Source organism: Pseudoduganella albidiflava (assembly GCF_004322755.1).
Lineage (GTDB): Bacteria > Pseudomonadota > Gammaproteobacteria > Burkholderiales > Burkholderiaceae_D > Rugamonas > Rugamonas albidiflava.
The window spans coordinates 1,344,280-1,368,529 of the sequence record NZ_CP036401.1; the positions used below are offsets into that span (position 1 = coordinate 1,344,280).

General features: G+C 66.1%; 21 protein-coding genes. 13 read left to right on the plus strand and 8 right to left on the minus strand.

All coding sequences use genetic code 11. The features are described 5' to 3' along the window. The first annotated feature begins 1 nt into the window (after position 1). The 3 genes from EYF70_RS05740 (at position 2) to EYF70_RS05750 (ending at position 1,064) form a co-directional block, all read left to right on the plus strand. Entirely contained in the window at positions 2-325 is a 324-nt protein-coding gene (locus EYF70_RS05740) for a hypothetical protein (RefSeq protein ID WP_131144545.1), read from the plus strand. Between the two features lie 215 nt (positions 326-540). Further along, positions 541-780: a hypothetical protein gene (locus tag EYF70_RS05745; RefSeq protein ID WP_131144546.1), complete on the plus strand. Its 240-nt coding sequence runs from the start codon at positions 541-543 to the stop codon at positions 778-780. Continuing rightward, complete coding sequence (locus tag EYF70_RS05750) at positions 777-1,064, plus strand: hypothetical protein (protein WP_218943756.1); 288 nt, start codon at positions 777-779, stop codon at positions 1,062-1,064. Before EYF70_RS05745 ends, EYF70_RS05750 begins: the two co-directional genes overlap by 4 nt. Before the next feature lie 554 nt (positions 1,065-1,618). Here EYF70_RS05750 and EYF70_RS05755 read toward each other — a convergent pair. The 3 genes from EYF70_RS05755 to EYF70_RS05765 form a co-directional block, all read right to left on the minus strand. Next, positions 1,619-3,379: a class I SAM-dependent methyltransferase gene (locus EYF70_RS05755; RefSeq protein WP_165497577.1), complete on the minus strand. Its 1,761-nt coding sequence runs from the start codon at positions 3,377-3,379 to the stop codon at positions 1,619-1,621. A 74-nt stretch (positions 3,380-3,453) separates the two neighbouring features. Further along, entirely contained in the window at positions 3,454-4,071 is a 618-nt protein-coding gene (locus EYF70_RS05760) for a nitroreductase family protein (protein ID WP_131144548.1), read from the minus strand. 30 nt (positions 4,072-4,101) lie between these two features. Then, positions 4,102-4,890, minus strand: coding sequence for an SDR family NAD(P)-dependent oxidoreductase (locus EYF70_RS05765; RefSeq protein ID WP_131144549.1), 789 nt, complete (start codon positions 4,888-4,890; stop codon positions 4,102-4,104). 157 nt (positions 4,891-5,047) lie between these two features. Here EYF70_RS05765 and EYF70_RS05770 point away from each other — a divergent pair, with 157 nt between their 5' ends. Then, positions 5,048-5,935, plus strand: a complete 888-nt coding sequence (locus EYF70_RS05770; protein ID WP_131144550.1) for a LysR family transcriptional regulator — start codon at positions 5,048-5,050, stop codon at positions 5,933-5,935. A 15-nt stretch (positions 5,936-5,950) separates the two neighbouring features. On the opposite strand, the gene EYF70_RS05775 is transcribed toward EYF70_RS05770, so the two are convergent. The 3 genes from EYF70_RS05775 to EYF70_RS05785 all read right to left on the minus strand — a co-directional run bounded on the left by EYF70_RS05775 (position 5,951) and on the right by EYF70_RS05785 (position 8,397). Next, positions 5,951-6,235 (minus strand): hypothetical protein, encoded by a 285-nt coding sequence (locus EYF70_RS05775; RefSeq protein WP_131144551.1) that lies wholly within the window; start codon positions 6,233-6,235, stop codon positions 5,951-5,953. Between the two features lie 153 nt (positions 6,236-6,388). Beyond that, complete coding sequence (locus tag EYF70_RS05780; protein ID WP_131144552.1) at positions 6,389-6,901, minus strand: hemerythrin domain-containing protein; 513 nt, start codon at positions 6,899-6,901, stop codon at positions 6,389-6,391. 200 nt (positions 6,902-7,101) lie between these two features. Further along, entirely contained in the window at positions 7,102-8,397 is a 1,296-nt protein-coding gene (locus tag EYF70_RS05785) for an MFS transporter (RefSeq protein WP_131144553.1), read from the minus strand. A 191-nt stretch (positions 8,398-8,588) separates the two neighbouring features. Here EYF70_RS05785 and EYF70_RS05790 point away from each other — a divergent pair, with 191 nt between their 5' ends. After that, entirely contained in the window at positions 8,589-8,957 is a 369-nt protein-coding gene (locus EYF70_RS05790; RefSeq protein WP_131144554.1) for a DUF6152 family protein, read from the plus strand. Continuing rightward, positions 8,957-9,448, plus strand: a complete 492-nt coding sequence (locus EYF70_RS05795; protein ID WP_131144555.1) for a hypothetical protein — start codon at positions 8,957-8,959, stop codon at positions 9,446-9,448. Before EYF70_RS05790 ends, EYF70_RS05795 begins: the two co-directional genes overlap by 1 nt. Here the strand turns inward: EYF70_RS05795 and EYF70_RS05800 are convergent. Continuing rightward, positions 9,439-9,684, minus strand: a complete 246-nt coding sequence (locus tag EYF70_RS05800; RefSeq protein WP_131144556.1) for a hypothetical protein — start codon at positions 9,682-9,684, stop codon at positions 9,439-9,441. The genes EYF70_RS05795 and EYF70_RS05800 overlap by 10 nt on opposite strands. Positions 9,685-9,796: 112 nt before the next feature. Between EYF70_RS05800 and EYF70_RS05805 the strand changes: the two genes are divergently transcribed. Continuing rightward, complete coding sequence (locus EYF70_RS05805) at positions 9,797-10,534, plus strand: metallophosphoesterase family protein (protein ID WP_131144557.1); 738 nt, start codon at positions 9,797-9,799, stop codon at positions 10,532-10,534. Positions 10,535-10,777: 243 nt separating this feature from the next. Then, a complete protein-coding gene (locus tag EYF70_RS05810; RefSeq protein ID WP_131144558.1) occupies positions 10,778-11,551 on the plus strand; it encodes a PEP-CTERM sorting domain-containing protein in 774 nt (257 codons plus the stop codon). Positions 11,552-11,660: 109 nt separating this feature from the next. Here EYF70_RS05810 and EYF70_RS05815 read toward each other — a convergent pair whose 3' ends face one another. Continuing rightward, positions 11,661-12,539: a LysR family transcriptional regulator gene (locus EYF70_RS05815; protein WP_131144559.1), complete on the minus strand. Its 879-nt coding sequence runs from the start codon at positions 12,537-12,539 to the stop codon at positions 11,661-11,663. A 121-nt stretch (positions 12,540-12,660) separates the two neighbouring features. Here EYF70_RS05815 and scpC point away from each other — a divergent pair, with 121 nt between their 5' ends. From scpC to EYF70_RS05840, 5 genes are all read left to right on the plus strand, one after another. Then, positions 12,661-14,166, plus strand: coding sequence for a succinyl-CoA:acetate CoA-transferase ScpC (gene scpC, locus EYF70_RS05820; protein WP_131144560.1), 1,506 nt, complete (start codon positions 12,661-12,663; stop codon positions 14,164-14,166). 217 nt (positions 14,167-14,383) lie between these two features. Beyond that, the gene (locus EYF70_RS05825) at positions 14,384-20,677 is read left to right on the plus strand and encodes a DUF4214 domain-containing protein (RefSeq protein ID WP_131144561.1); all 6,294 of its coding nucleotides are present in this window, start codon (positions 14,384-14,386) and stop codon (positions 20,675-20,677) included. 121 nt (positions 20,678-20,798) lie between these two features. Beyond that, a complete protein-coding gene (locus EYF70_RS05830; protein ID WP_131144562.1) occupies positions 20,799-22,262 on the plus strand; it encodes a catalase in 1,464 nt (487 codons plus the stop codon). A 194-nt stretch (positions 22,263-22,456) separates the two neighbouring features. Continuing rightward, entirely contained in the window at positions 22,457-23,581 is a 1,125-nt protein-coding gene (locus EYF70_RS05835; RefSeq protein WP_131144563.1) for a M14 family metallopeptidase, read from the plus strand. After that, entirely contained in the window at positions 23,581-24,057 is a 477-nt protein-coding gene (locus tag EYF70_RS05840) for a CYTH domain-containing protein (RefSeq protein WP_131144564.1), read from the plus strand. Before EYF70_RS05835 ends, EYF70_RS05840 begins: the two co-directional genes overlap by 1 nt. Positions 24,058-24,250: the final 193 nt, after the last annotated feature.

A 24,250-nucleotide genomic window follows, 5' to 3' on the forward strand; every position in this document is an offset into this window, starting at 1 on the left:
AATGGCTGGTGCAATTTTGGTGACGGAGAAAAATGGTGTGTCGTTGAGTTCGATAGATTTCGATTACATCATTGAAAAAATTCGACCGAATTTTAACGACTCGGAAAAAGACGTTCGAGAAGAGATCTATAGCCCTGTCGATGATGGAGGAATGTCATTCATTTCTCTCGTAGAGCAATGTGCTGAGAGATTCAATGCATTCGTTCGTGCAGCATCAATAGCCTACGAAAATGAAATAAAGGAACAGCCATTTTCGGCCCGCAGAAATTCTTGGGATGAGTTACTAACAGCGCTCCGCTCTGATCCGCGATATGGAAAGTCGTAGCGAGAATGAGTGTTGAATGAACGAACCATTAGGCTCCTGAAGGATGGATATGTCTAACAGAATATCTATCCCATTGTTAAAGATGTCGTTTTCATATATCCAAGCGCCGGCAGAGCCGGGCGCTGGGGGAGAAGTTTGCACGGTGGGTAAGCGCGAGCGAAGGGCGGCTGCTTGCACATCCGCAGTTGCAGGCGCGGTCGAATAATTCGGTTCCCATGGCGATGGAGTCGTTGCTGCCTGATAGCGGACGCAGTGCATCGCCCGCACGGACAGGTGCGAAAGTTGATGCCATTGGAGCAAATAGTCAGACTGTCGATCTTCTTCGAAGAACAGGTAATGTCGGCGAGTTTTCTGAACTGAAGGCGCCGATGAAAATGCGCTACGTCACACAAGCAGCCGAAGAAGGCGGGGTAGGCCTGAACAATAGATCTGGCCGACTGGATGGTTTCAAATGAAAATCAATAATTCTACATATATGGATTGGTTAAAAGCTTTGCCTGCTGATGATGAAACTTTTCGTGAGTGTGCATGCCCGGCATGTGGCTCGCTTGGGCTTGCGTACCAATACTTTGGTTTTCGTGATAGCAATTTTGGGTGGAAATTAATCTGGTGTGAAGTTTGCAAACATGGGATCAACATTTCTCGAACAAGAATCCCTGAGAGCGCACATACCCTCGTTGAGGAAAGTGAACAGGCGGAGTTCAATAGACAGCACTCTGAAATTCGACTGATTTCCTAACCGAACCTCATAAGGCTATTGGGGCAAATAACGCAGGCCGGACTGCGACCCATACTGGCAATGTTTATGCGGCCGATTTTGTTGGGGCCGTCGCCTTTGCGGCGTTTGCACTGCCGGCACCTGGGATTTGGCTGGATAACAAGGATACGTTCTCCAATGCGTTAGCCGACGGCTTCATCTTGATCGAGGGTCAAGAGGAGCATGATCGATGCTGGGTATCGATCAGTCGTGGCGCTGCGGACGTGACCGGCGATGAGGAGTGCTCGCTTCTTGCTGATGTGAAAAATCGGGGGAGCTGGCTCTTTGCGGGGGGGCGTACGCGTTTTGCAAGGCATGGGGCCGCGTTGTGTTCAACGATGCCGGTGAACTGGATGGGCAAGAGCGCTATTCTGCCGAGTCGCTCAAGGAAGCAATACATAGGCTAGCCTGAACCCATCGCTTCACCAGCTTGGATATACCTACGAGACAAGCGCCAAGTGCGGCTCGTCACTTATGCACGACCAGGTGCCTTCCATGCAAGGCGTCCATCAGGGAGGATTCCCTGGATTCCGCTGTCAAACATCAGCCGAACCATGCGCGTCAATGGACGATGCCGTCTCGCCAAATCTCCTGTCACGCAGCCCCGGCTCCCAAGGGCGCAAGCCCTGATCCTTGCTCAGCTTGATCCGATGAATCTTCATCGCGTCGATGACATCCGCCGTCCCGGGTGAAGCAACCAGCAGCGGCAGCGTCTGCGCCGCTTCGATGAAGAATCGCTGGCGCGGCTCCTCGCCCCGGTCGATGAACGCAGACGCCCACCACTCGGTGATCCAGTCGCTGGCGCGCTCCAGTGCTGCCTGTGTCACCAGCCGGTTGGACTTCTGGATATTGATGTGGCGTGCGGACGGCATCAGGTTCCACGCATCCCCGCAAGGCCAGGCCGCGAATGGGAAGCAATGGTCGATATCGTACTCGTCGCGCAGCCTGGCGCCGGTCCACACGCAATACACCGGCTTGCCATCCGCGCGGATACGGTCGACCGCCGCCCTGGCGAGGCCGGTATCGCGAATAGGGTCGGCCCATGTGAGCAGCCGGTGCGCGAGCATGCGCACGTCCGGCACCTGGCCAGCGGAATAGGCTTCGATCAGCCTGACCCATTCCGATATCAGCACCGGCTCGATCCACACGTTGTAATGCGTCAGCGCCTGCCAGATGTCGAGCGGCACACGGAAGTCGCCGAAGCTCCACAGGAAAGCGTCGTCGATGCGCTGTTGCGGCGGCGTGGAGGCCTGCCGGCGCCGGACGATCTCGAAGATCGGCTTGTCGCTGGATGGCCAGCGCAGGTACCTGCCCGGCATGTCCCGTATCACCTGCGAGATCTCCGACAGGCTGCGCTGCAGGTGCCTCGCGGTATCGCCCGTGAACATGGAACCGACGGCCAGTTCGACGGGAGCGATCTGCCTGAGCGCATGGAAGTTATCGGTGACGAAACCAGGCCCGGTTCCCAGGCGTGACGCCGGCATCTGCGGCAACTGGTGTTCGATCAGCGGCTTGTACATGCGCAGCCAGAACAGGGAGACGAGTCCCAGCGGTACGACCACCGATTCGGTTTCGTGGCGCGCCAGGCCCGCCGCCGTGTCGGCAATGCGGGCGATGACGCGCAGCAGCGCGATCTTGTAGGTGGACGACTTCTCGTCGACCAGGATCAGATGCCGCAGCAGGGGCAAGGCGCCAAGGCCATCGTCGGGTAGTCCCAGCACGACGCTGGTCCACGAGACATCGGCGCGTCCCAGTTTGTCGGGGCTATCGCTGGTGCGTACGATACGCAGCCCGAATTGCCGGGCGAGCAAGGACAGCTCCTGCAGTGACACCTCATGCATTGCCCGTTCGGCGTCCGGGGTGCCGAGGCGAAGGCTGACGGCGATGCGGCCGTTGGGGGCCAGCAGCGTTGCCAGCTTGCGCAGAGAGCGCTGGCGGTCCGCCGGGTGGATGTGCATCCAGACAGCCGACAGCAGGATGAGATCGAACCTCAGGCCGAGACGGGGAACTTTGGCGAGGTCCGGCAGGCTGTCGGACAGCCAGCGGATCCGGTCGGACGGGTGAAGCCGGCGCGCCTGGGCAAGCATCGCCTCGGACGGATCGACGGCAACGACTTCGTAGCCGTTTGCCGCGAACCAGGCGGCATCGCGGCCGGAGCCGGCGCCGACATCGAGCACCATCCCGCCGGGCGGCGGAAGCAGGTCCAGCAAGCCGGCATGCACCTCGTTGAAATCCAGGGATTCGTACTGGCCGGCCAGCCGGGCCGCGTGTTGTTCGTAGAAGGGGATCGACGTCATCGACTGCTGGTCATGTTCGGTAGCGACAAACGATTGTAGTCCGTGCGGCGCTACCGTGGGGGCCATCCTGCCGATCACGCCAGCTCCAGCACCTCCTCCAGCGGCCGCCGTGGCTTCTGCGGCCAGTTCTCCGGCAGCGCATACCCCACCGCGACCAGCACCACGGGGATCTCGCCGGCCGCCAGCCCGAACTCGCGGGCGACGGCATCCGCATCGAAGCCGATCATCGGCGCCGAACCAAGCCCCATTGCCTGGGCCGCATGGATCAGCGTCGCGGCACCGAGCGTCGCGGAGCGGATCGCCTCGTCGCGCTGGCGTTGCGGCTGGTCGTTGTAGAGGCTCCGCGCGGCGCCTTCCCAGCCGGGCACCATCGCGGCGGGCATGATGCCGGCATCGACGACTGGCTTCAGGCGGCCTGCCAGCACGCGCTCGTCGGCCAGCTGGCCGCACACGATGAACGTCACGGCGGCATCGGTGATCTTGCCCTGGTCCCAGGCGACCTTGCGCAGCCGCGCCTTGGAGGCGGGTTCGTGGACGGCGATGAATCGCCAGTTCTGCAGGTTGAACGAGGTCGGCGCCCGGGTGGCGAAGTGCACCAGTTCGCCGATCTGCGTAACGGCGATATCGCGCGCCGGATCGAACAGGTTGGTGGTGCGGCGCTCCGCGATCGCCTGGAGGGTAGGGTGGGTCATGGTGGTCCTTGGTGGAGTAAATGGGAGAGATCAGACGAGGTAGTCGACGACGCCGCCGTCGACCCGCAGCGCGGCGCCCGTGGTGGCGGATGCCTGCTCCGAGCTGACGTAGACGATCATGTTGGCCACTTCAACGACCGTGGCGGCCCGGCGCAGGATCGACGAGCCGCGGTGCTGCGCCACGAAGTCGGCCGCCACCTTTTCCAGGCTGTCGCCGGTGCGCTGCACGTCGGCCTGCAGCATGTCCGCCACGCCGTCCGAGAGAGTAGGGCCGGGCAGCACGGCATTGACGGTGACGCCGGTGCCGGCCAGCCGCTTGGCCAGGCCGCGCGACACGGCCAGCTGGGCCGTCTTGGTGAAGCCGTAGTGGATCATGTCCGCCGGGATGTTCAGCGCCGATTCGGAGGAGATGAACACGATGCGCCCCCAGCCGCGTGTGCTCATGCCCGGCGCGTAAGCCTTCGCCAGGCGCACGCCGGACATCACGTTGGTCTGGAAGAAGCGCTCCCATTCGCTGTCGGGCAAGTCGAAAAAGTCCTGCAGGCCGAAGATGCCGACGTTGTTGACGAGGACGTCGACGTCCGGATACGCCGCGATCAATTGCGCGCAGCCCGCCGCCGTGGCGAGGTCGCCCGCGAAGCCCGAAACCGTTCCTTGCGGCCCACCCAGCCGTTCCAGCGCGCCGTCGACGCTCTTCTGGCTGCGGCCATTGACGATCACGTGCGCGCCCGCCGCAACGAAGGCCCTGGCGGTGGCGAAGCCGATGCCGGCGGTGGAACCGGTCACCAGCACGGTGCGCCCTGCGAAATCGATATGCATGTCGAATCCTCCTGGATTGAATGAACTGATTGAATGAACTGAGTTGAATGAACAGAAACTGAATCAACAGAACGGAAAAGCTGCGACCACTATATCGATGCACCGATGGCGCGATAATGGGGGCTGTTTCCAAATGACTTTTCGAGGAATTCGAAAGATGGACCGTATCGATGCACTGCGCCTGTTCGTCGACGTCGTGGAGGCCGGCAGCTTTTCGGCCGTGGCGCGGCAGCGCACGATCGCGACATCCACCGTGACGCTGGCGGTCCGCCAGCTCGAACAGGAGACGGCTGCCCGGCTGATGGTCCGTTCGACGCGGCGCCTGGTGCTCACCAGGGAGGGCGAGATGTTGCTGGCCGATGCCCGCCGTATCGTGGCGGAGTGGGATGGGGCGCTGAGCGGATTGCGCCAGGATGGCCCGCTGGCGGGGCCGATCCGCGTGGCGGCGACGAACGATTTCGGCCGTATCCAGCTGCGCCCCCTGCTGGATGGCTTCCAGCAGCGCCACCCCGGCATCCACATCACGCTGCTGCTGAGCGACAGCACCATCGACGTGGTCGACGAGCGGATCGATCTCGCACTGCGTTCCGGGCCGCTGCCCGATTCCAGCCTGCGCGCGCGGCGGCTGTTGCGCGGCAAGCGGCTGGTCTGTGCGGCACCCGGCTATTGGACGAAGGCGGGCAGGCCTGCCCGTCCGGAACAACTGGCGGGCCACAATTGCCTGGTCCTGGCGCGGCCCGGCGCACCGCTCGCGGCCTGGGCATTCCAGGACGGCGCGCGGCAGTTCAGCGTCAAGGTGGCCGGCGACCGGCAAGCCAGCAATGGCGACGTGATACGGGAATGGGCCCTGGCCGGGCTGGGTGTCGCGTTCAAGAACGCGTGGGATGTGCGCCACGACCTGGTGGCGGGAAGGCTGGAAACGGCGCTCGACGACTTCGCCGCGGACCGGATCGACCTGTATGCGGTGCAGCCCGGCGGGCTGCCGTCACGGCGCGTGGCGGCGCTCGTGGAGTTCCTGGATGAAGCGTTGAACGATCCGGGGTGAGCGGATCGCCCGTCATCAGGTCTTGCTGGCGCCCGGATCGGCGGCCAGGCCCCTGGCCAGCACTTCCGCCACGGTCACATTCAAATCCTGACCCGTCTCGGCGGCCAGCGCCTGCAACTGCTTCACCAATTCGCTGTTGAGCTTCACGGCGAACGGCACCAGCCCCAGTGCCTGGTCGCGCTTGCGCTGTTCGCGTTTGTCGACGGCGGGTGGTACGGCATTGCCGAATGCGGCGCCTGGTGCCGCAACCTTGCCCATCAGTTTCTTGGCGTCGAATTTCGCCAGATCGGTTTTCTTCACGTTGCCATCCTCGTTGTCATCCCTTAAAGGGCTGCATTCTACGCGCTGGCAGCCGCCGCCGGCGGGCAATGAATGCGCGGCAGGGCCGACCAGCGATTCCGCCGGTCAGCCCATCAGCCAGTCAGGCCGTCAGCGCATCAGCCGCCCAGCCGGTCAGTGCGGCAGCGGCAGGCCGATCTCGTCCTTGCGTGCCCGGATCGCCTCGCCCAGTTCAGCCATGTCGAGCTTGGCCTTTTTCGCTTTCGGGAACATTTCCTTTTCCTCTTCCTCGACGTGGTGCTCGATCTGCTCGGACAGCACTTTCACCTTGGCGTCGTAGAGGTCGTCACCCGGCTCCATCGACAGCAGCTGTTCGATCAGGTCTTTCGCGCACGCGTGTTCGACGGTGGCTTCGTCCACCATGTCCTCGTCGCCGAGGGCCTTGCGGACGGCCGAGTAGAATATCTCTTCTTCCGCCAGCGTGTGCTTGGTCAGCTCCAGGCAGATCTCGCGCACGAGTTTTTTCTTCGATGCGACGGCGCGGTCGCTCAAGCCTTCGTACTGCTCGAACATGGCCTTGACCTTGTCGTGATCGGCTTTCAGCAGTTCGATCGCATTGGGGGCGGCGCTGGCCAGCAGGGTGTTTTTCTTGCTGGCGGCTGGCGTGGTCTTGATGGTATTCGGCATGTTGATCTCCTCGTTGGATACCGTGGACATCACGGCGTCATCGTTGAGGAAATCATAGGCCACGGGCTGGCCGGCGCGGGTAGGCCGCACAGCTCAACCGTTGTAGGAGGCACGCCTCCGCCATGGACGGGTATTGTCGGACACCGCCGGCGGATCGCCTCGCGCCGCCCGGCCACGCCCGGGAACGCGAGCCGAAGACTTCACGCTGCTTGCCGGTCCTCTTTCATGACCAGCGCGATCACGGCGCCCAGTGCGCACAGCCCCATCACGTAGTAGGCCGGCGCCAGCGGATGGTTCTTCAGCAGCAGCGTCACCATGACGGGCGTGAGCCCGCCAAAGACGGCGTAGGACAGGTTATAGGAAAACGAGATGCCGGAAAACCGCACCGCCGGGGGGAATGCCCGCACCATCACGCCGGGCACCACGCCGACCACGCCGACCGAGAAGCCCAGCACGGCATACAGGGGCAGCAGCAGGTCGGGGCGGGCCGTCAGCGTGGTGTAGAACAGCCACGTGCAGGCGCCGAACAGCAGGGCACCGCCCAGCAGCACGGGCCGCGCGCCGAACCGGTCGGCCAGCAGGCCGGCGGCGATGCAGCCGAACGCCAGGCACAGCGTGGCAGCGGTGTTGGCCTGCAGTGCGGTGGGCGCGTCGAAGCCGTGGATTTTCTGCAGCAGCGCGGGCGTCATCAGGATCACCACGACGATGCCGGCCGACAGCACCCACGTCAGCAGCATCGACAGCACGACAGCGCGCCGGTGCCCGCGCAGCACCGCCTTCAGCGGCAGTTCGGCGGCCAGCGCCTTGCGCTGCTGCAGTTCGGTGAAGACCGGCGTTTCATGCAGCCAGCGGCGCAGAACCATCGCACCCAGGCCGAAGATGCCACCCAGCAGGAACGGGATGCGCCACGCGAAGGCTTCCACTTCGCCCGGCGTGAAGAAGTGGTGGATGCCGCGTGCCATCAGGGAGCCGAGCAGGATGCCGAACGTGAGGCCGGCGGTCAGCGTGCCGCACGCGTAGCCGATGCGCCGCGCCGGCACATGCTCGGACACGAACACCCAGGCGCCAGGGACTTCGCCACCCACCGCCGCGCCCTGCAGCACACGGAACAGCAACAGCAGCAGCGGGGCGGCCAGGCCCACGCTGGCATAGGTTGGCAGCAGGCCGATCATCAGCGTGGGCACGGCCATCAGCACGATCGACAGGTTGAACATCTTCTTGCGGCCCAGCAGGTCGCCGAAGTGGGCCATCACCATGCCGCCCAGCGGGCGCACCACGTAGCCCGCGGCGAAGATGCCGAAGGTCTGGAACAGGCGCAGCCAGTCCGGCATCGAGGGCGGGAAGAACAGCGCGCCGATGGTGGTGGCGAAGAACACGAAGATGATGAAATCGTAGAACTCCAGCGCGCCGCCGAGGGCCGCCAGCGACAGCGTCTTGTAGTCCTGGCCGGTCAGCGGGCGGGCAGCGGAGGGGTGGTGGAAGTCGGTGGTCGCCATGGTCTTTTCAATATCGATGGAAGCGGCAGCTTAGCGGCAGGCCGATGGCCAGGCAATAAGAATTACGGAAATGAATAATCGGCGGGCTCACTGGAATCCGGGACCGGCCAGGTGCGCACGGCACGGCCCGGCGCTTGCACTTTCGACCCGTTCAGCTAAAGTGCCGGGGTACCGACACCGCAGGAGAGACCATGAAGCGATCCCTCGTCGTTGCCCACGTGCTGGCGCTGGCCATGGGCGCTGCCGCGTCCGCGTTCGCCCACCACGGCTGGAGCGAATACAACGCCGACAAGCCCCTCACGCTGACCGGCACCATCGCCGAGAGCGGCTATTCCCAGCCGCATGGCTACGTGGCGCTGAAGGCCGCAGACAAGACCTGGCATGTGGTGCTGGCGCCGCCATCGCGGATGGAAAGCCGCGGCTTGCCGAAGCAGTCGCTGGCCAGCGGCGCGCAAGCCACCGTCTATGGCTACCCGCACCGCAGCAAGGATGGCGAGCTGCGCGCCGAACGCATCACGCTGGCTGTCGACAGCAAGGAAAAGACGGTCGAGCTGCGCTGATGGCCGGCGCGCTGGCGCAAGCGGCGGAGTGGCTGGCCGCCACGCCCTTGGCGGTGGCGATGCGCGATGGCGTGTGGCTGTATCCGGCCGTCGAGACGGTGCACATCGTCGGCTTCGCGATCCTGGTGGGCGCGGTGGCCATGTTCGACTTGCGCGTGCTCGGCTGTGCACGCCGCCTGCCGGTGGATGCGCTGGGCGCGCACCTGCTGCCATGGGCGGCGGGCAGCCTGCTGCTGATCGTGCCGGCCGGGCTGCTGCTGTTCGCCAGCGGGCCGGCCGAGTTCCTCGGCAACCCTACCTTCGGCGTGAAGCTGGCGCTGATTGCGCTGGCCGGGGTGAACGCGCTGGCATTCCACGCCGGCGTGTACCGTGGCGTGGGCGCGTGGAACGTGGGCACGCCAGCGCCGCTCGGCGCGCGGGCGCATGCGCTGCTGTCGCTGCTGCTGTGGATCGGCGTGATCGCCTGCGGCCGCCTGCTGGCCTATACCTGAGGGTTACCCTGCCCGGAACCGGCCAGCTTCTTGTCGAGGTATTCGCGGGCGATGCGGGCCGCGCCCGCCTCGGCATCGGCCCGGCTGGCAAAGCGCTGCTCGGCGGTGAAGCGGTCGCTCCACGTATCCACGTGGCCCTTGATGATGATCGTGCAGTGCCATTGGTGATCGTGCACGGCGGCCGTATCTTCGTACTCTTCGGTGCGGATCGTGTATCCCTGGTAGTCGAATTCCATCGCCTTTTCCTCAGCCGGTTGCCTGTGAAGTGGCCAATGTAGCATCGCGCGCCGCCTTGCGCCGCCCGCTTATACTGCTGGATTCAACGCGGAAAAGAAACGGGGAGAACACATGAAGATCGCGGCAATCTCGGATATCCACGGCAATCTCGGCGCGCTGGAGGCGGTACTGGCCGATATCGAACGGCGCGGCGCGACCGTGACGGTGAACCTGGGCGACATCCTGTCCGGCCCGCTGCAACCGCGCGAGACGGCCGAGCGCCTGATGGCGCTGGACATGCCGACCATCGCCGGCAACCACGAACGCCAGGTGCTGATGCATGTACCGGAAAAGATGGGCGCGTCGGACCGCTATGCCCACGAGCAGATCACCGAAGTGCAGCGTGCCTGGATCCATTCGCTGCCGGCCACGCTCAGGCTGACGGACGATGTGCTGCTGGTGCATGGCACGCCGTCGTCCGACCTGGTGTACTGGACAGAGACCGTCACCGAATCGGGCCAGCGGCCCGCCACGCACGACGAAGTGCTGGAGCGGGCCGGCGATGCGCGCGCCTCGCTGATCCTGTGCGGCCACACGCACGTGCCGCGCGGCGTGCGGCTCGACGACGGACGCCTGGTCGTCAACCCCGGCAGCGTGGGCCTGCAGGCCTACGACCATGACCAGCCATTCCCGCACCAATCCGAAAACCTGACACCGCACGCGCGCTACGCACTCATCGAGCGCACCGCGGCCGGCTGGATGGTCGAGCACATCGCCGTGCCGTACGACAGCGAATTCGCGGCGCTGCTGGCCGAGGGCAATGGCCGGCCCGACTGGGCGCATGCGTTGCGGACCGGGCGGATGCCGTAGGTCGCCAGTCCGGCGCCATGGTTGGCAACATGACGCTGGAATGGGAAGAAGACCATCAGCGCATCAGGATCAGGGAAGTTCCCGGGCAATGAATGAAGGCCCTTGTTGTAATTTGTTCATTCGCAAATGAAAGTTGCATTTTTCTCTACACTTTCCATGCGCCTTGGCTAGAATCGCTGCGACTTCGTCGCTCATCTTCCGGATGATTCGCGAGCTCTTCCCTCAACGCACATGGAGATATGAATGCGATTCCTTCTGCAATACGCCGCATGCGCGGCCGTGGCGCTGGCCGCCGCCGTGCCCGCGCAAGCCGCCTCGGTCCTTCAATCGAGCACTGCTTTCAGCAACGTCCAGCTCGATGTCCGCGACCTGACGCCGGATGATGGCGTGCAGGCGAATTACGCCATCTTGCCCACGTCCTACACTTCCCTCACTTCCCTTGCCACGGATGGCCAGATGCCGCACCAGGACGGAACTGCCGTCGGGCTGGGCCAGGCGGGCAGCGCATCGCTGACCGTGGGGCAGGCCTCGACCTGGGTCCGTACCGATGGCACGCTGGGCAGCCTGGAAACGTTCGCTTCCTTCCCCGGGCCAACGGAAGGCGGTCATCTCTACAGCACTGGCAACCAGTACTTCCGCGTGATGCTGGATGCCCATAGCGAGCTGTGGCTGACGGGGGACTATGCAATCTCCGTCGAGCGCCAGGGCGACGAGCTCGGCACGCAAAGCGGCGGTGCTTCGATATGGGCCCAGCTGTTCGCCGATGGCAAGTTCGTCGACGAGCAAGCGTCCTTGACGGTACTGCAAGGGGAAGCTGGCGGCCAGCGCTCCGGGCACTTCAACCTTGGTTTCGCCAATGACAGCGATGTGGCGACCACGGTGTATCTGTCCATGAATTCGAGCACTTCCATTTTCGGCAATCCGCCGCTGCCGCCGGTTCCCGAGCCGCAGACCTATGCGATGTTCGGCGCCGGCCTGCTGTTGCTGGCTGCACGGCGCAAATTCGCGCGCAAGTAAGGCACTACACAGAGGCAATGCCGGGCTAGCGCCGGCCGATGGCCGGCGCCAGCCCAGCACTTCTGCGGAAACCTCCAGCCACGCCCGCGCAGGAGTTGAAAATGCGGCGCTAGCCCAGCACTTCTGCGGAAACCTCCAGCCACGCCCGCGCCGCGTGCGACAGATATCTGCCGCTGCGCACGTGCGCAACCTGCCACGGCAGTTCCGGTTCGACGATGCGCACGGCCTGCAGCGATGCGTCGGCCAGCCGCTCGATGAACGGTTCCGGCAGCAGCGCCACGCCGATGCCGGCCGATGCCATTTCCACCAGCCAGTCCCACTGGCCGCTTTGCGCCGCGACCACCGGCTCGAACCCGGCTTGCGCGAAGGCGCGGCGCAGCGCGCGGGTCAGCGCGAAGTCGTCGGTCAGCAGCACCAGCGGCAAGTCCTTCAGGGCGGACAGCTTCAGCGTGCGCCGCTGGCGCTGGAAGGTGCCGCCGGCCGCCAGCGCCCACATCGGGTAGCTGGCCACCGGCAGCGTCTCCACCGCCAGGCCCGGATCGGCAGGCAGCACGGTCATGCCGAGTTCCAGCTCGCCGCCCGCCACCAGCCGCTCGACGTTCTGGCCGGTCTCTTCGCGCAGCACGAGCGCGATGTCCGGATGGCGTTCGCGGAACGCCTTCAGCACTGGCGTGAACAGCACGTTGATCATCGGCGGAATGCCGACCGTGAGGGTGCCCCGGCGCACGGCCTGCACGTCGCGCACCTCGGCGGCCAGCGTGCGCATCGTCGCCAGCATTTCCTCGCCACGCTGGAACACCACGCGGCCGGTATCGGTCAGGCCGAGGCGGCGGCCATCGCGGACGAACAGCGGGGTGCCCAGTTCTTCCTCCAGCTGGTGCACCATCTTGCTGATGGTCGACTGCGTCACGTGCAGCAGCTCGGCCGCCTGGGTAAAGCTGGACAGGCGGGCGGTTTCAACGAAGTAGCGCAGCGATCGGATGTCCATGGGTGGCGGGGCGCCGCGGGCGGCATGAATTTTTCGAATGGAATCGGTGAATATAAGTCATATTATCCATGAATGGCACTCCTATACTCCACTGACCGAACCAAGAATAGTGGAGGACACCATGGTGGAACATAATGTGGCGGAACGCATCCGGCATCCAGGGCTGCTGGCCCGCATCCAGAGCGCGGAACAGGCCGCGCGCCTGTTCGAGCCGGGCATGACGGTAGGCATGAGCGGCTTCACGAAAGCCGGCGATGCGAAGGCGCTGCCACGCGCGCTCGTCGAACGGGCCCGCGAGCAGCCGCTGGGCCTCACGCTGATCACCGGCGCCTCGCTGGGCAACGACAGCGACGGCATGATGGCCAACGCCGGCGTGATCCGCCGCCGCCTGCCGTTCCAGGCCGATGCGTCGATGCGCCGCAAGATCAACACGGGCGAAGTCATGTTCATCGACCAGCACCTGTCGGAGACCGCCGAACAGCTGCGCAGCGGCGCGCTGCCGCGCATCGACATCGCCGTCATCGAAGCCTGCGCGATCCGCGAGGATGGCGCGATCGTGCCGACCATGGCGGTGGGGAACAGTGCCAGCTTCGTGCAGGCCGCCAGGCACGTGATCGTCGAGCTGAACCTGGCGGCGCCCGCGGCGCTGGAGGGCCTGCACGATATCTACGTGCCGCGCCCGCGCCCCGCGCGCGAGCCGATTCCGCTGACGCATCCGGGCCAGCGCATCGGTAGCGGCGCCATCATGCTGGACCCGGAGCGCATCGCCGCGATCGTCGTCACGGACCACGTGGACAGCCCGTCGTCCGTGCTGCCGCCGGATGAAGGCACCGATGCGATTGCACGCCACGTGATCGCCTTCCTGGAGGGCGAGGTTGCGGCCGGCCGCATGGGCCCGGAACTGCTGCCGCTCCAGGCGGGCATCGGCACCATCGCCAATGCGGTGCTGCATGGCCTGGCGCAATCGTCGTTCCGCAACCTGGCGATGTATTCCGAAGTGCTGCAGGACAGCGCCATCGCGCTGCTCGAATCGGGCCAGCTGGCGCTCGCGTCGGCCTCGTCGATCACGCTGTCGGCACCGATGCACGAGCGCTTCCTGGCCAACCTGGAGCGCTACCGCGACCGCATCGTGCTGCGCCCGCAGGAAATCAGCAACCATCCGGAAATCGTGCGGCGGCTCGGCATCATCGGCCTGAACACGGCGCTGGAATTCGACATCTACGGCAATGTGAACTCCACCCACGTGGGCGGCACCAGCATGATGAACGGCATCGGCGGTTCCGGCGATTTCGCCCGCAACGGCGAGCTGGCGATCTTCGTCAGCAAGTCCGAGGCGAAGGATGGCGCCATTTCCAGCGTGGTGCCGATGGTGGCGCACGTGGACCATACGGAACACGACGTGGACGTGCTGGTGACGGAGTGGGGCCTCGCCGACCTGCGCGGGCTGGCGCCCCGCGAACGCGCGCCACTGATCATCGAGCGCTGCGCCCATCCGGATTACCGCGACCAGCTGCGCGACTATTACGAGCGCGCGCTGCTGCGGGGCGGACACACCCCGCATGTGCTGGAGGAGGCGCTGTCGTGGCACGAGCGGTACCGGACGGCCAGGCATATGCGCGCGGCCTGACGCGGGGCGGGGCAATCATCGGATACCGGCTGGTAAGCGGCAGTTCGCGACTGGCGGTTTTCAAGTGACTGTGGGCATTTGCCACACCGCTTGCCCGCCAATCGTGCACTGCTCCCGACCGGGTTACCCTGTGGCATGATGCGATTCACTCTCGCGACCGTACCAGGACGGCCGCCCCGCACCCGCCGCGTGTCGCGGTATTTCGACAGGATTGAACATGCCCAGCACCTTCGACTTCACTGCCAACGTCATTGCCGATACCGATCCCAATGCCGGGCCCGGGATAACGACTGCAACCCAGACCGTCGACGGCCACACATTGCGGCTGGTCGGGGATTCCGGTGGCTGGGTGGTGATGAGCGAGAACGATTTCCTGGGCGGCGATCTGCAGCGCCTGCACGGCCAGGCGCTGTTCAAGGAATTCAACGATATCGCAACCAAACTCAGGCTATCGCTGGACGGTAACAAGCTGTTCGATCTCACGTCGCTGAACCTGGTGGATATCGTCGCGAATTCGGGCGGGCAATTCCGGTTCACGACAGCCAAGGGCGTGGTCGACAGCGGACCGCTGGACAGCGAATGGTCGGTGTCGTTTTTCTCCAATTCTCCGATCCTTGCCGGAATCGCGTGGGTCGACATCACCATGGTCGACCCGGCACATCAGTTCATTCCCGCCATCGATGACATCGTCCTCAGCAATATTACCTCGCCGAACGTGGCGCCGGCCTTCGTGGGCGCGGGCACCACGATGTCGGCCGTGCAGAATGGCGGCGCTGTCAACCTGGCCGGGCTGCTGCACGCCAGCGACACGGACAGTGGCCAGACGCTGACATGGTCACAGAGCGCCGGCCCGGCCCACGGCACCCTGTCGATCAGCGGTGCCACCGCCGCGTCGGGCAGTACCGACATCACCCCCGGCGGTACGCTTGGCTACACCCCTGCGGCCGGCTACGCGGGCACCGACAGCTTTACCGTCCAGGTCTCGGACGGTATCGCGACGTCGAGCCGCACCATCACCGTCAGCGTGGCGCCGCTGCCGCCCGGCGCGCCGGACCTGGCGTCCGCCAGCGATACCGGCGCCAGTGCCAGCGACAACGTGACCGCGGCGAACTCGATGACGTTCTCCGGTACCAGCGCGCCGGGCGATATCGCCAGCACGGTGCGCGTGTTCATCGACGTCAACGACAATGGCGCCTATAACGCGGGCGAAGCCACTGGTACCGCCACCGTCAGCAACGGTGCGTGGACGGTGGCGGGCGTCGATACGAGCGGCCTCGGGACCGGCAGCTACAACGTGCGCGCCGTGGTGACGTCGGCCACGGGCGGCTTGAGCAGCGGCGCCGGCAGTGCGCTGGCGATCACGGTGGATCGCACGCCGCCCGCCATGACGTTCAGTGGCGTGACGCTGTCCGCCGACACCGGCGTGCCGGGCGACGCGGTCACGAACACGGCGGCGCAGACGATTACGGCCACGCTCACCTCGGCACTGGCGGCCACCGACACCGTGCGCGGCTCACTCGACAATGGCGCCACGTGGACGACGCTGACGGGCATGGTCAGCGGCACCACGCTGGCGTGGACCGGCGCCACGCTGGTGGCCAGCGGCGGGATCCGGCTGCAGGTGCTCGACGAGCATGGCAACGCCGGCACCACCACGTCGCAGGCCTATGCGCTCGACGTGACGCCACCGGCGCAGACGGTGGCGCTGGCCGCGCTGTCGGCCGACAGCGGCGCCGGCGGCGACTTCGTCACGAATACGGCGGCGCAGACGCTGTCCGGCACTCTGTCGGGCAACACGGCCGCCGGCGACGTCGTCGAGGTATCGCTGAACAACGGCGCCAGCTGGACGATGGCCAGCCACGCCGCCGGCACCAGCACCTGGTCCCTTCCCGCGCAAATCCTGGCCGCCAGCGGCATCCTGCAGGTGCGCGTAACCGACGCGGCGGGCAATCCCGGCACGGCGTACACCCATGCCTACCTGGTCGACAGCGCGGCGCCGACGGCGACAACGCCGGCCAGCAGCAGCCTCGTGGCGCCCACCGGCAGTGCTTGGACCGTCACGGTCACGTATGCCGACACGGGCGGCGCGGGCATCGATACCGCGACGATCGGCACCGGCAACATTGGCGTCACCGGTCCGCAGGGCGGCGCGCTGGCGGTCACGGGGTTCGCCGTGAACGGCAACCAGGTGACCTACACGGTGGCGGCGCCCGGCGGAGGCTGGGGCCCGGAAGATGCCGGCGCCTACACGGTCGCCATCCATGGCGGTGTCGCCGATGTGGCGGGCAACGCCGTTGCCGCGAACGCGTCGGCGGAGACTGTCGACGTTGTCTTCAGCACCGCGCCGGCGGTCAGCCAGCTGGCACTGTCGGCCGATACGGGCACCAGCAACAGCGACTTCATCACGCACATCGCCAGCCAGACCGTCACCGCCACGCTCGGCATTGGGCTGGCGGCCGGCGACAGGCTCTGGGGATCACTGGACAACGGCCAGACCTGGGCCGATATCACGCACACCGTCAGCGGTACCGGCGTGCAGTGGAGCGGCGTGACGCTGGCAGGCAGCAATACGCTGGTCGTCCGGGCTACCGACAGTAACGGCCAGCCCGGCACCGCCGCCAGCCATGCCTATACGCTGGACACGGCCGCGCCGGCGCAAGGGTTCGACGATGTCGCGCTTTCGGCGGACACGGGGGCCAGCGGGACGGATTTCGTCACCGCCACGGCGCTGCAGAATATCGGCGGGGTATTGAACGGCGCGGCGGGGCAGGGCGAGTTCGTCGAAGTCTCCCTGGACAACGGCGCCAGCTGGGCACCCGCCACCACGAGCGGCAGCACCTGGTCGCTGCATGGCATTACGCTGCCGGCCAGCGGCACGCTGCAGGTGCGCGTGGCGGACGTCGCCGGCAACCACGGCAGCCCGGCGGTGCGCGCCTACCTGGTCGATACCCTGGCGCCGACCGCCGCCATGCCGGCCACCACCGACCTGGCCGGGCCGACGGGCGGCACGTTCGAGTTTACCGTCACGTATGCCGACACCGGCGGTGCGGGGCTGGACACGGCAACCCTTGGCACCGGTAACGTGGCCGTGGCGGGGCCCCACGGCAATCCGGTGACCGTGACCGCGTTCAGCGTCGACGGCAATGCCGTCACGTACACGGCGCAGGCCCCGGGCGGCAGCTGGGATGCGGGCGACGCGGGCGCGTACACGGTTGCCGTCAATGGCGCGTCGGTGCGCGACATGGCCGGCAACACGGTGGCGGCCGATCCCGCCGCGGGCACGATCACCGTGGGATACCGTACCCCGCCCGCGGCAAGCGTGCTGCGGCTGGGCAGCGACACGGGTATCAGCGATACCGATTTCATCACCAGCGTGGCGGCGCAGACGATCCACGCCACACTGGACAAGGCATTGGCGGCCAGCGATACGGCATGGGGTTCACTGGACAATGGCCAGTCATGGACGAATATCACGGCCAAGGTCAGCGGCACGGCCGTGGCATGGGATGGCGTGTCGCTGGCCGGCGCCGGGACCGTGGTGGTGAAGGTGACCGACGGCGTCGGTCAGGACGGTGCGGCCGCCAGCCATGCCTACGTACTCGATACCGCCGCGCCGGCACGCACGGTGGCCACCGTGGCGCTGTCCGCCGACACGGGCGCCAGCAGCACCGATTTCATCACGCAAACGGCCGGGCAGGACTTGTCGGGAACGCTCGACGGCGCGCTGGCCGATGGCGAGTTCGTCGAGGTGTCGCTCGACGACGGCGCGACCTGGGCGGTGGCGTCCGCCAGCGGAACCGGCTGGACCCTGCAGGGCGCCACGCTGGCGGCCATGGGGGTGCTGCAGGTGCGCGTCAGCGACACGGCGGGCAACCACGCGGCGCCTTGGACGCAGGCGTACGTCGTCGATACGGCCGCGCCGGTGGCGGCGCCGCCCGTGCGCGCCGACCTGGATGCGAGCGGTGCCAGCTTCACGTTTACCGTCGCCTATGCCGATGCGGGCGGTGCGGGCCTGGATCCGGCGACCTTCGGGACCGGCAATGTCGCCGTCACGGGAGCGGCCGGAGCGCTCGCCGTGTCCGGTTACAGCGTGGCCGGCGGCACGGTCACGTACACGGTCGATGCACCCGGCGGCAGCTGGGACACCAATGAACTGGGCGACTATACGATCGGCATCGCCGCCAACAGCGTGCGCGATCTCGCCGGGAACGCCGTCGCTGCCAACCCGGCCGCGCACATGTTCCACGTCGGCACGACGCTGCGGGCCACGCTCGCCATTGCCGATACCGCGTTGACGGCGGGCGAGACGACCACGATGACCGTCACGTTCACCCGCGCGGTTCAGGACCTGGACGTGGCCGATTTCACCGTGCCGAACGGTTCGCTGGCGGCACTGGCCACGGCGGATGGCGGATTGACCTGGACCGCCACGCTGACGCCCGACGGCGATGCCTGGGCGAATGCGAACGTGGTGACATTGAACCTGGCGCTGGTGCACGGCCCCGATGGCATTGCCGGTACCGGCACCGCCGAGTCGAACGCCTATGCGGTGCGGACGGGCTCCGAACCCGGCGGCGAAGTGCCACCTCCTCCTCCTCCGCCCGGCGCAGTGGACGGAGTCCCCGTCACCGTCACGCAGCAGGAAGACCCGGCGACGGGCCTGGTCAACAACGTCGTTACCGTACCGACCGTGACGGCGACACGCAATGAGGATCCGGGCACGCCGAACGCCGCGCTGGCCGACATACCGCTCACCGCGTCGCGCGGCGGCAGCGGCTCGGCGCTGACGGTCAGCCTGCCGGTCGGCGCGGGCCTGGACGTGAGCGGCGCCGCCAGCCTGCTGACCGGGGACGATGCGCTGCGCGACCTGATTCACCGCATCGAGCAAAAGACTGCCGCCGGGAGCGGCGTGCGCGAGGAGATGACCGCGGAAGGCACGGCGTTCCTCGAAGGACTGCTCGGCGATGTGCTGCTGCAGACCGCCACGGTGACGCCGACGGCGCTGGACGACGGCACGGCGCGGACGATCCTGATCGGCGGCTCGACCGTGCCGGGCACGCCGGCCGACGCCGCCGCGCGGGGAATCGTCATCGATGCCCGCCAGCTGCCGGACAGTGTCACGCTGCAGCTCGACGACGTGCACTTCGCCGCCGTCGTCGGCGCCGCCACGCTGCGCGGCGGCGCGGGCCAGAACATCGTCATCGGCGACAGTGCCGGCCAGGACATCTTCCTCGGCGAGGAGGACGACCAGTTGCTGGGCGGTGGCGGCGACGACGTGCTGGGCAGCGCGGGCGGCAACGACCTGCTGTCCGGCGGCGATGGTAACGACGCGGCGGCGGGCGGGACCGGCAACGACAGTGTTGCCGGTGGCAGCGGCGACGACGTGCTGCAGGGCGGCCGCAGCGACCGGGGCGCCTGGACCTTCACGCTTGCGGCGAACGGCACCGTCACGGCGATACACCAGACGCGGATGTTCGCGGCCACGGCCAGCGAAACACTGGCAGCGGCGGAGCTGGACGCCGATGCCGGCGCGCTGGCGTTCCTTGCCACGCCAGCCGAGCGGCTGCTCGACATTGCGCTGCTGTACCAGGGCGCGTTCGGCCGCGCCGCGGATCTCGAGGGCCTGAATTTCCATGCTGTCCACGCGGGCAGCGCGATCCAGGTGGCGCAGTCGTTCACCGTATCGGAAGAATGGGCTGGTTCGGTGCTGAACGTCGCCGGTGACACCGACTATGTCGAAGCGCTGTACCGCCAGGTACTGGGGCGGGCCGCCGATGCGGAAGGCATGGCGTTCTGGACCGGGGCCATGGCGGGCACGCATGGCGCGGCCGCTTCGCGCGCCGAGGTGCTGCTGGGCTTCACGGGTAGCGCGGAGCACCGCGGGCAGCATGCAGGGAGCATCGTCCTCGGTACCGCCGACGTGGCAGCCGAACAAGGGTGGATCGGCGGCAGCGGTGACGACCGGCTCGAGGCGGGCGCGGGCAATGACTGGCTGGCTGGTGGCGACGGCAGCGATACCGCGGTGTTCGCTGGCGCGCTCGCCGATTACGGCATGCTCGTCACCGGGGGCGGCAAGGCGGTGCTGACGTCCACGGCGCACGGCGCCGACACCATCTCCGGCATCGAGTGGGGAGAGTTCGCGGATGGCGGGCTGGATCTGTCGTTCGCGCAGGATCCGCATGCCGTGACGGCGGGACTGCTGTACCAGGCCGTGCTGGACCGGGCCGCCGACCTGCCCGGCATCGCCTGGTGGTCCGCGCACGGCGGAACGGCCAGCCAGATGGCAGCCGGGTTCGTGGACTCGGCCGAGTTCCAGGCCAGCTACGGCGCGCTGGACGACAGGGCATTCGTGGATGCGCTGTATGCCAATTCGGCACTGGGCGATGGAATGGCCGGCGGGGCCGCGGCATGGGTGGATTACTTGCGCGAACACACACGCGCCGAGCTGGTCGGCGCGTGGATCGGCCATGAAGCCGTGGTCGCTGCGCATTTGACAACAGCCGGCCTGTAAATGGGATAGGCGGCAGCTCTGCCATTGGTAATAGCTATTGTGTCGATTTAATCAATTAGCTTTGCCAATGTCTGGTGTGGACGTAAAATTTCCTCACGTTCACACCACTGAGGAGCCAAGCATGAGCCAGCCGCCAATCACCACCGCATCCGGCATTCCCGTTGCCGACAACCAGAATTCGGCCAGCGCCGGCGCCCGTGGTCCGTTGCTGCTGCAGGACTTCCACCTGATCGAGAAGCTGCAGCACTTCAACCGTGAGCGCATTCCGGAGCGCGTGGTGCACGCCAAGGGTTCCGGCGCCTACGGCAAATTCACTGTCACGCACGACATCTCGCAGTTCTCGAAAGCGAAGCTGTTCTCGGCGATCGGCAAGGAAACCGAAACGTTCCTGCGCTTTTCCACCGTGGGCGGTGAAAAGGGCAGTGCCGATACCGAGCGCGATCCGCGCGGTTTCGCGGTGCGCTTCTACACCGAGGAAGGCAACTGGGACCTGGTGGGCAACAACACGCCCGTGTTCTTCCTGAAGGACGGCATCAAGTTCCCGGACTTCATCCACACGCAGAAGCGCGATCCGCAAACCAACCTGAAGTCGGCCACGATGATGTTCGACTTCTGGAGCAAGGCGCCGGAAAGCCTGCACCAGGTGACCACGCTGTTCTCCAGCCGCGGCACGCCGGACGGCTACCGCCACATGCATGGCTTCGGCAGCCACACGTACAGCCTGATCAACGATGCCGGCGAGCGTGTCTACGTGAAGTGGCACTTCCTGACGCAGCAGGGCATCAAGAACCTGAGCGCCGCCGATGCCACGCGCCTGGCCGGCGAAGACCCGGACTACGCGCAGCGCGACCTGTTCAACGCGATCGCCCGCGGCGACTTCCCGCGCTGGACCGTGTCGATCCAGGTGGCCACCGAAGCCGAGCTGGCGGCATGGGAACAGCGCACCGGCTGGAATCCGTTCGACCTGACGAAAGTATGGCCGCATGGCGACTTCCCGCTGCAGCAAGTGGGCGTGCTGGAACTGAACCGCAACCCGGTCAACTACCACGCCGAAGTGGAGCAGGCCGCGCTGTCGCCGTCGAACGTGGTGCCGGGCATGGGCTACTCGCCGGACAAGATGCTGCAGGCACGCCTGTTCGCCTATCACGACGCCCAGCTGTACCGCGTGGGCACCAACCACCAGTACCTGCCCGTGAATGCGCCGCGCTGCCCGGTGCACAACCAGCAGCGTGACGGCGCGATGGCCTTCGCCAACGGCGGCGCCGAGCAGAACTACCACACGATCCAGGCGGGCGGTTCGGGCGTGCGGGGCCTGGGCAATGGCGAACCGGCGCTGGCGCTGGACGGTGCGGCCGGCCTGTACGACCCGCGCGGCACGGACGACGACTTCACGCAGGCCGGCAACCTGTTCCGCGTGCTGGACGCGGCCGAGCAGCAAGCCCTGTTCGACAACCTGGCCGGACCGCTGTCGCAGGTGTCCGACGAGATCATCCAGCGGCAGCTGGGCCATTTCGACAAGGCCGACGCGGCGTATGGCGCGGGCGTGCGGGCGGCGCTGAAGAAGAAGGGGCGCAACGTCGACTGATGTGAGTGCAATGACCCGGCTGCGTTGTTAACCCCAACGGCGTAACCCTGGGGTCGGACCCGCCGGGTCCGACCCCGGCATCTGCCTCTGGGGTAAGCCGGCAGTATGACTGCTTCAAGGGCAAGTTCCGTGGACTTGCCCTTTTGCCGTAAACCCGACGACAATAACGCCATCCAAACCCGACGGATCCCACAATGACCATCAAAATCAGTCAGAACTTCGACTCCGGCGCGATCGACGTCGTGAGCGCGGAGAATCCCGCCAATATCGAACTGAAGCTGCGCAGCGATTCGCATGCCGACATCCACCAGTGGTTCCACTTTCGCGTGCAGGGCGTGCGCGGCACGGGGTTGAACCTGCGCTTCCTGAATGCCGGCCAGGCCACCTACGCCAAGGGTTTCGAGGACTACAGCGCGGTGGCCAGCTACGATGGCGAGAACTGGTTCCGCGTGCCGACCTCGTTCGATGGCGAAGTGATGACGATCCGGCACACGCCGGACCTGGACAGCGTGTACTACGCCTACTTCGAGCCGTATTCGTGGGAACGGCACCTGCGCCTGCTGGGCGAGGTGGCGGAGAATCCGGTCGCGCGCGTGCTCGATCTGGGCTCGTCGGTGGATGGCCGCGACATGAACCTGGTGGTGATCGGGGACCCGCAGGCGGAAAAGAAGATCTGGTTCATCGCTCGCCAGCACCCGGGCGAATCGATGGCCGAGTGGTTCATCGAGGGCCTGATCGATGCGCTGCTGGACGATGCCAATCCGATTGCCCGCAAGCTGCTGCAGCGCTGCGTGTTCTACATCGTGCCGAACATGAACCCGGACGGCTCGGTGCGCGGCAACCTGCGTACCAACGCGGCCGGCGCCAACCTGAACCGCGAATGGATGGCGCCGACGGCGGAGCGTTCGCCTGAAGTGCTGTGCGTGAAGCAGAAGCTGCACGAGACGGGCGTCGACATGTTCTTCGACATCCATGGCGACGAGGCGCTGCCGTACAACTTCGTGGCCGGCAACGAGATGCTGGAGACGTTCACGCCGCAGCAGGCCGCCGCGCAAAAGGCCTTCATCGAGCGCTACAAGAACGCCAGCCCGGACTTCCAGGACAAGGTGGGCTACCCCGTCAGCAAGTACAAGGCGGACGTGCTGACGCTGGCCTCGAAGTATGTCGGCCATCATTTCCAGTGCCTGTCGCTGACGCTGGAAATGCCGTTCAAGGACAACGCCGACCTGCCGGTGCCGCACGTGGGCTGGAACGGCGCCCGCAGCGCCGCGCTGGGCGCCGCGATCCTGCAACCTGTACTCCTGTCACTGGACGACTGATGGGCATTGAAATCGAACGCAAGTTCCTGGTACGGGACGATGGCTGGCGCACCGAGGGCGCGCCCCATGTGCAGCCGGTGCTGCTGCGCCAGGGTTACCTGTCCTCGCATCCCGAGCGCGTGGTGCGCGTGCGGATCGAGGGTGACCACGCCGTCATGACGATCAAGAGCAAGGCGGTCGGCGTGTCGCGCGGCGAGTGGGAATACCCGCTGCCGGTGGCGGACGCCGCCGAGTTCCTGGACCGGCTGTGCGAGCAGCCCGTCATCGAGAAATACCGGCGCCGGATTCCGTACGCGGGCTTCGTGTGGGAAGTGGACGAGTTCCTCGGCGTGAACGCCGGGCTGGTGGTGGCGGAAATCGAACTGCCCGCCGAAGACACGGCGTTCGACAAGCCGGACTGGGTGGGCGAGGAAGTCACCCATGACAAGCGCTACCTGAATTCGAACCTGATCAGCCATCCCTACTCGGCCTGGTAGGGCCGCCGGTTCCAGACCGCGACCAGGGTTGCGCTGCATCGCGGATCGCGTGTTACCCGATTACTGTCGAGACAGGTAGGAACCTTCCGACCGCATGACGGTATGCACGCCGATGCAGCACGCATGGCGAAGTGGGTACTCTGGCTGTCCGCGGTCCCCGTGACCGCGCCCACAGTCCGAATCTCAACAGGAG

Excerpts from the sequence above, each read along its gene's own strand:
- EYF70_RS05740 (WP_131144545.1), top strand. The coding sequence starts at position 2 with ATGGCTGGTGCAATTTTGGTGACGGAGAAAAATGGTGTGTCGTTGAGT.
- EYF70_RS05745 (WP_131144546.1), top strand. The coding sequence starts at position 541 with ATGGCGATGGAGTCGTTGCTGCCTGATAGCGGACGCAGTGCATCGCCC.
- EYF70_RS05750 (WP_218943756.1), top strand. The coding sequence starts at position 777 with ATGAAAATCAATAATTCTACATATATGGATTGGTTAAAAGCTTTGCCT.
- EYF70_RS05755 (WP_165497577.1), bottom strand. The coding sequence starts at position 3,379 with ATGACGTCGATCCCCTTCTACGAACAACACGCGGCCCGGCTGGCCGGC.
- EYF70_RS05760 (WP_131144548.1), bottom strand. The coding sequence starts at position 4,071 with ATGACCCACCCTACCCTCCAGGCGATCGCGGAGCGCCGCACCACCAAC.
- EYF70_RS05765 (WP_131144549.1), bottom strand. The coding sequence starts at position 4,890 with ATGCATATCGATTTCGCAGGGCGCACCGTGCTGGTGACCGGTTCCACC.
- EYF70_RS05770 (WP_131144550.1), top strand. The coding sequence starts at position 5,048 with ATGGACCGTATCGATGCACTGCGCCTGTTCGTCGACGTCGTGGAGGCC.
- EYF70_RS05780 (WP_131144552.1), bottom strand. The coding sequence starts at position 6,901 with ATGCCGAATACCATCAAGACCACGCCAGCCGCCAGCAAGAAAAACACC.
- EYF70_RS05785 (WP_131144553.1), bottom strand. The coding sequence starts at position 8,397 with ATGGCGACCACCGACTTCCACCACCCCTCCGCTGCCCGCCCGCTGACC.
- EYF70_RS05790 (WP_131144554.1), top strand. The coding sequence starts at position 8,589 with ATGAAGCGATCCCTCGTCGTTGCCCACGTGCTGGCGCTGGCCATGGGC.
- EYF70_RS05795 (WP_131144555.1), top strand. The coding sequence starts at position 8,957 with ATGGCCGGCGCGCTGGCGCAAGCGGCGGAGTGGCTGGCCGCCACGCCC.
- EYF70_RS05800 (WP_131144556.1), bottom strand. The coding sequence starts at position 9,684 with ATGGAATTCGACTACCAGGGATACACGATCCGCACCGAAGAGTACGAA.
- EYF70_RS05805 (WP_131144557.1), top strand. The coding sequence starts at position 9,797 with ATGAAGATCGCGGCAATCTCGGATATCCACGGCAATCTCGGCGCGCTG.
- EYF70_RS05810 (WP_131144558.1), top strand. The coding sequence starts at position 10,778 with ATGCGATTCCTTCTGCAATACGCCGCATGCGCGGCCGTGGCGCTGGCC.
- EYF70_RS05815 (WP_131144559.1), bottom strand. The coding sequence starts at position 12,539 with ATGGACATCCGATCGCTGCGCTACTTCGTTGAAACCGCCCGCCTGTCC.
- scpC (WP_131144560.1), top strand. The coding sequence starts at position 12,661 with ATGGTGGAACATAATGTGGCGGAACGCATCCGGCATCCAGGGCTGCTG.
- EYF70_RS05825 (WP_131144561.1), top strand. The coding sequence starts at position 14,384 with ATGCCCAGCACCTTCGACTTCACTGCCAACGTCATTGCCGATACCGAT.
- EYF70_RS05830 (WP_131144562.1), top strand. The coding sequence starts at position 20,799 with ATGAGCCAGCCGCCAATCACCACCGCATCCGGCATTCCCGTTGCCGAC.
- EYF70_RS05835 (WP_131144563.1), top strand. The coding sequence starts at position 22,457 with ATGACCATCAAAATCAGTCAGAACTTCGACTCCGGCGCGATCGACGTC.
- EYF70_RS05840 (WP_131144564.1), top strand. The coding sequence starts at position 23,581 with ATGGGCATTGAAATCGAACGCAAGTTCCTGGTACGGGACGATGGCTGG.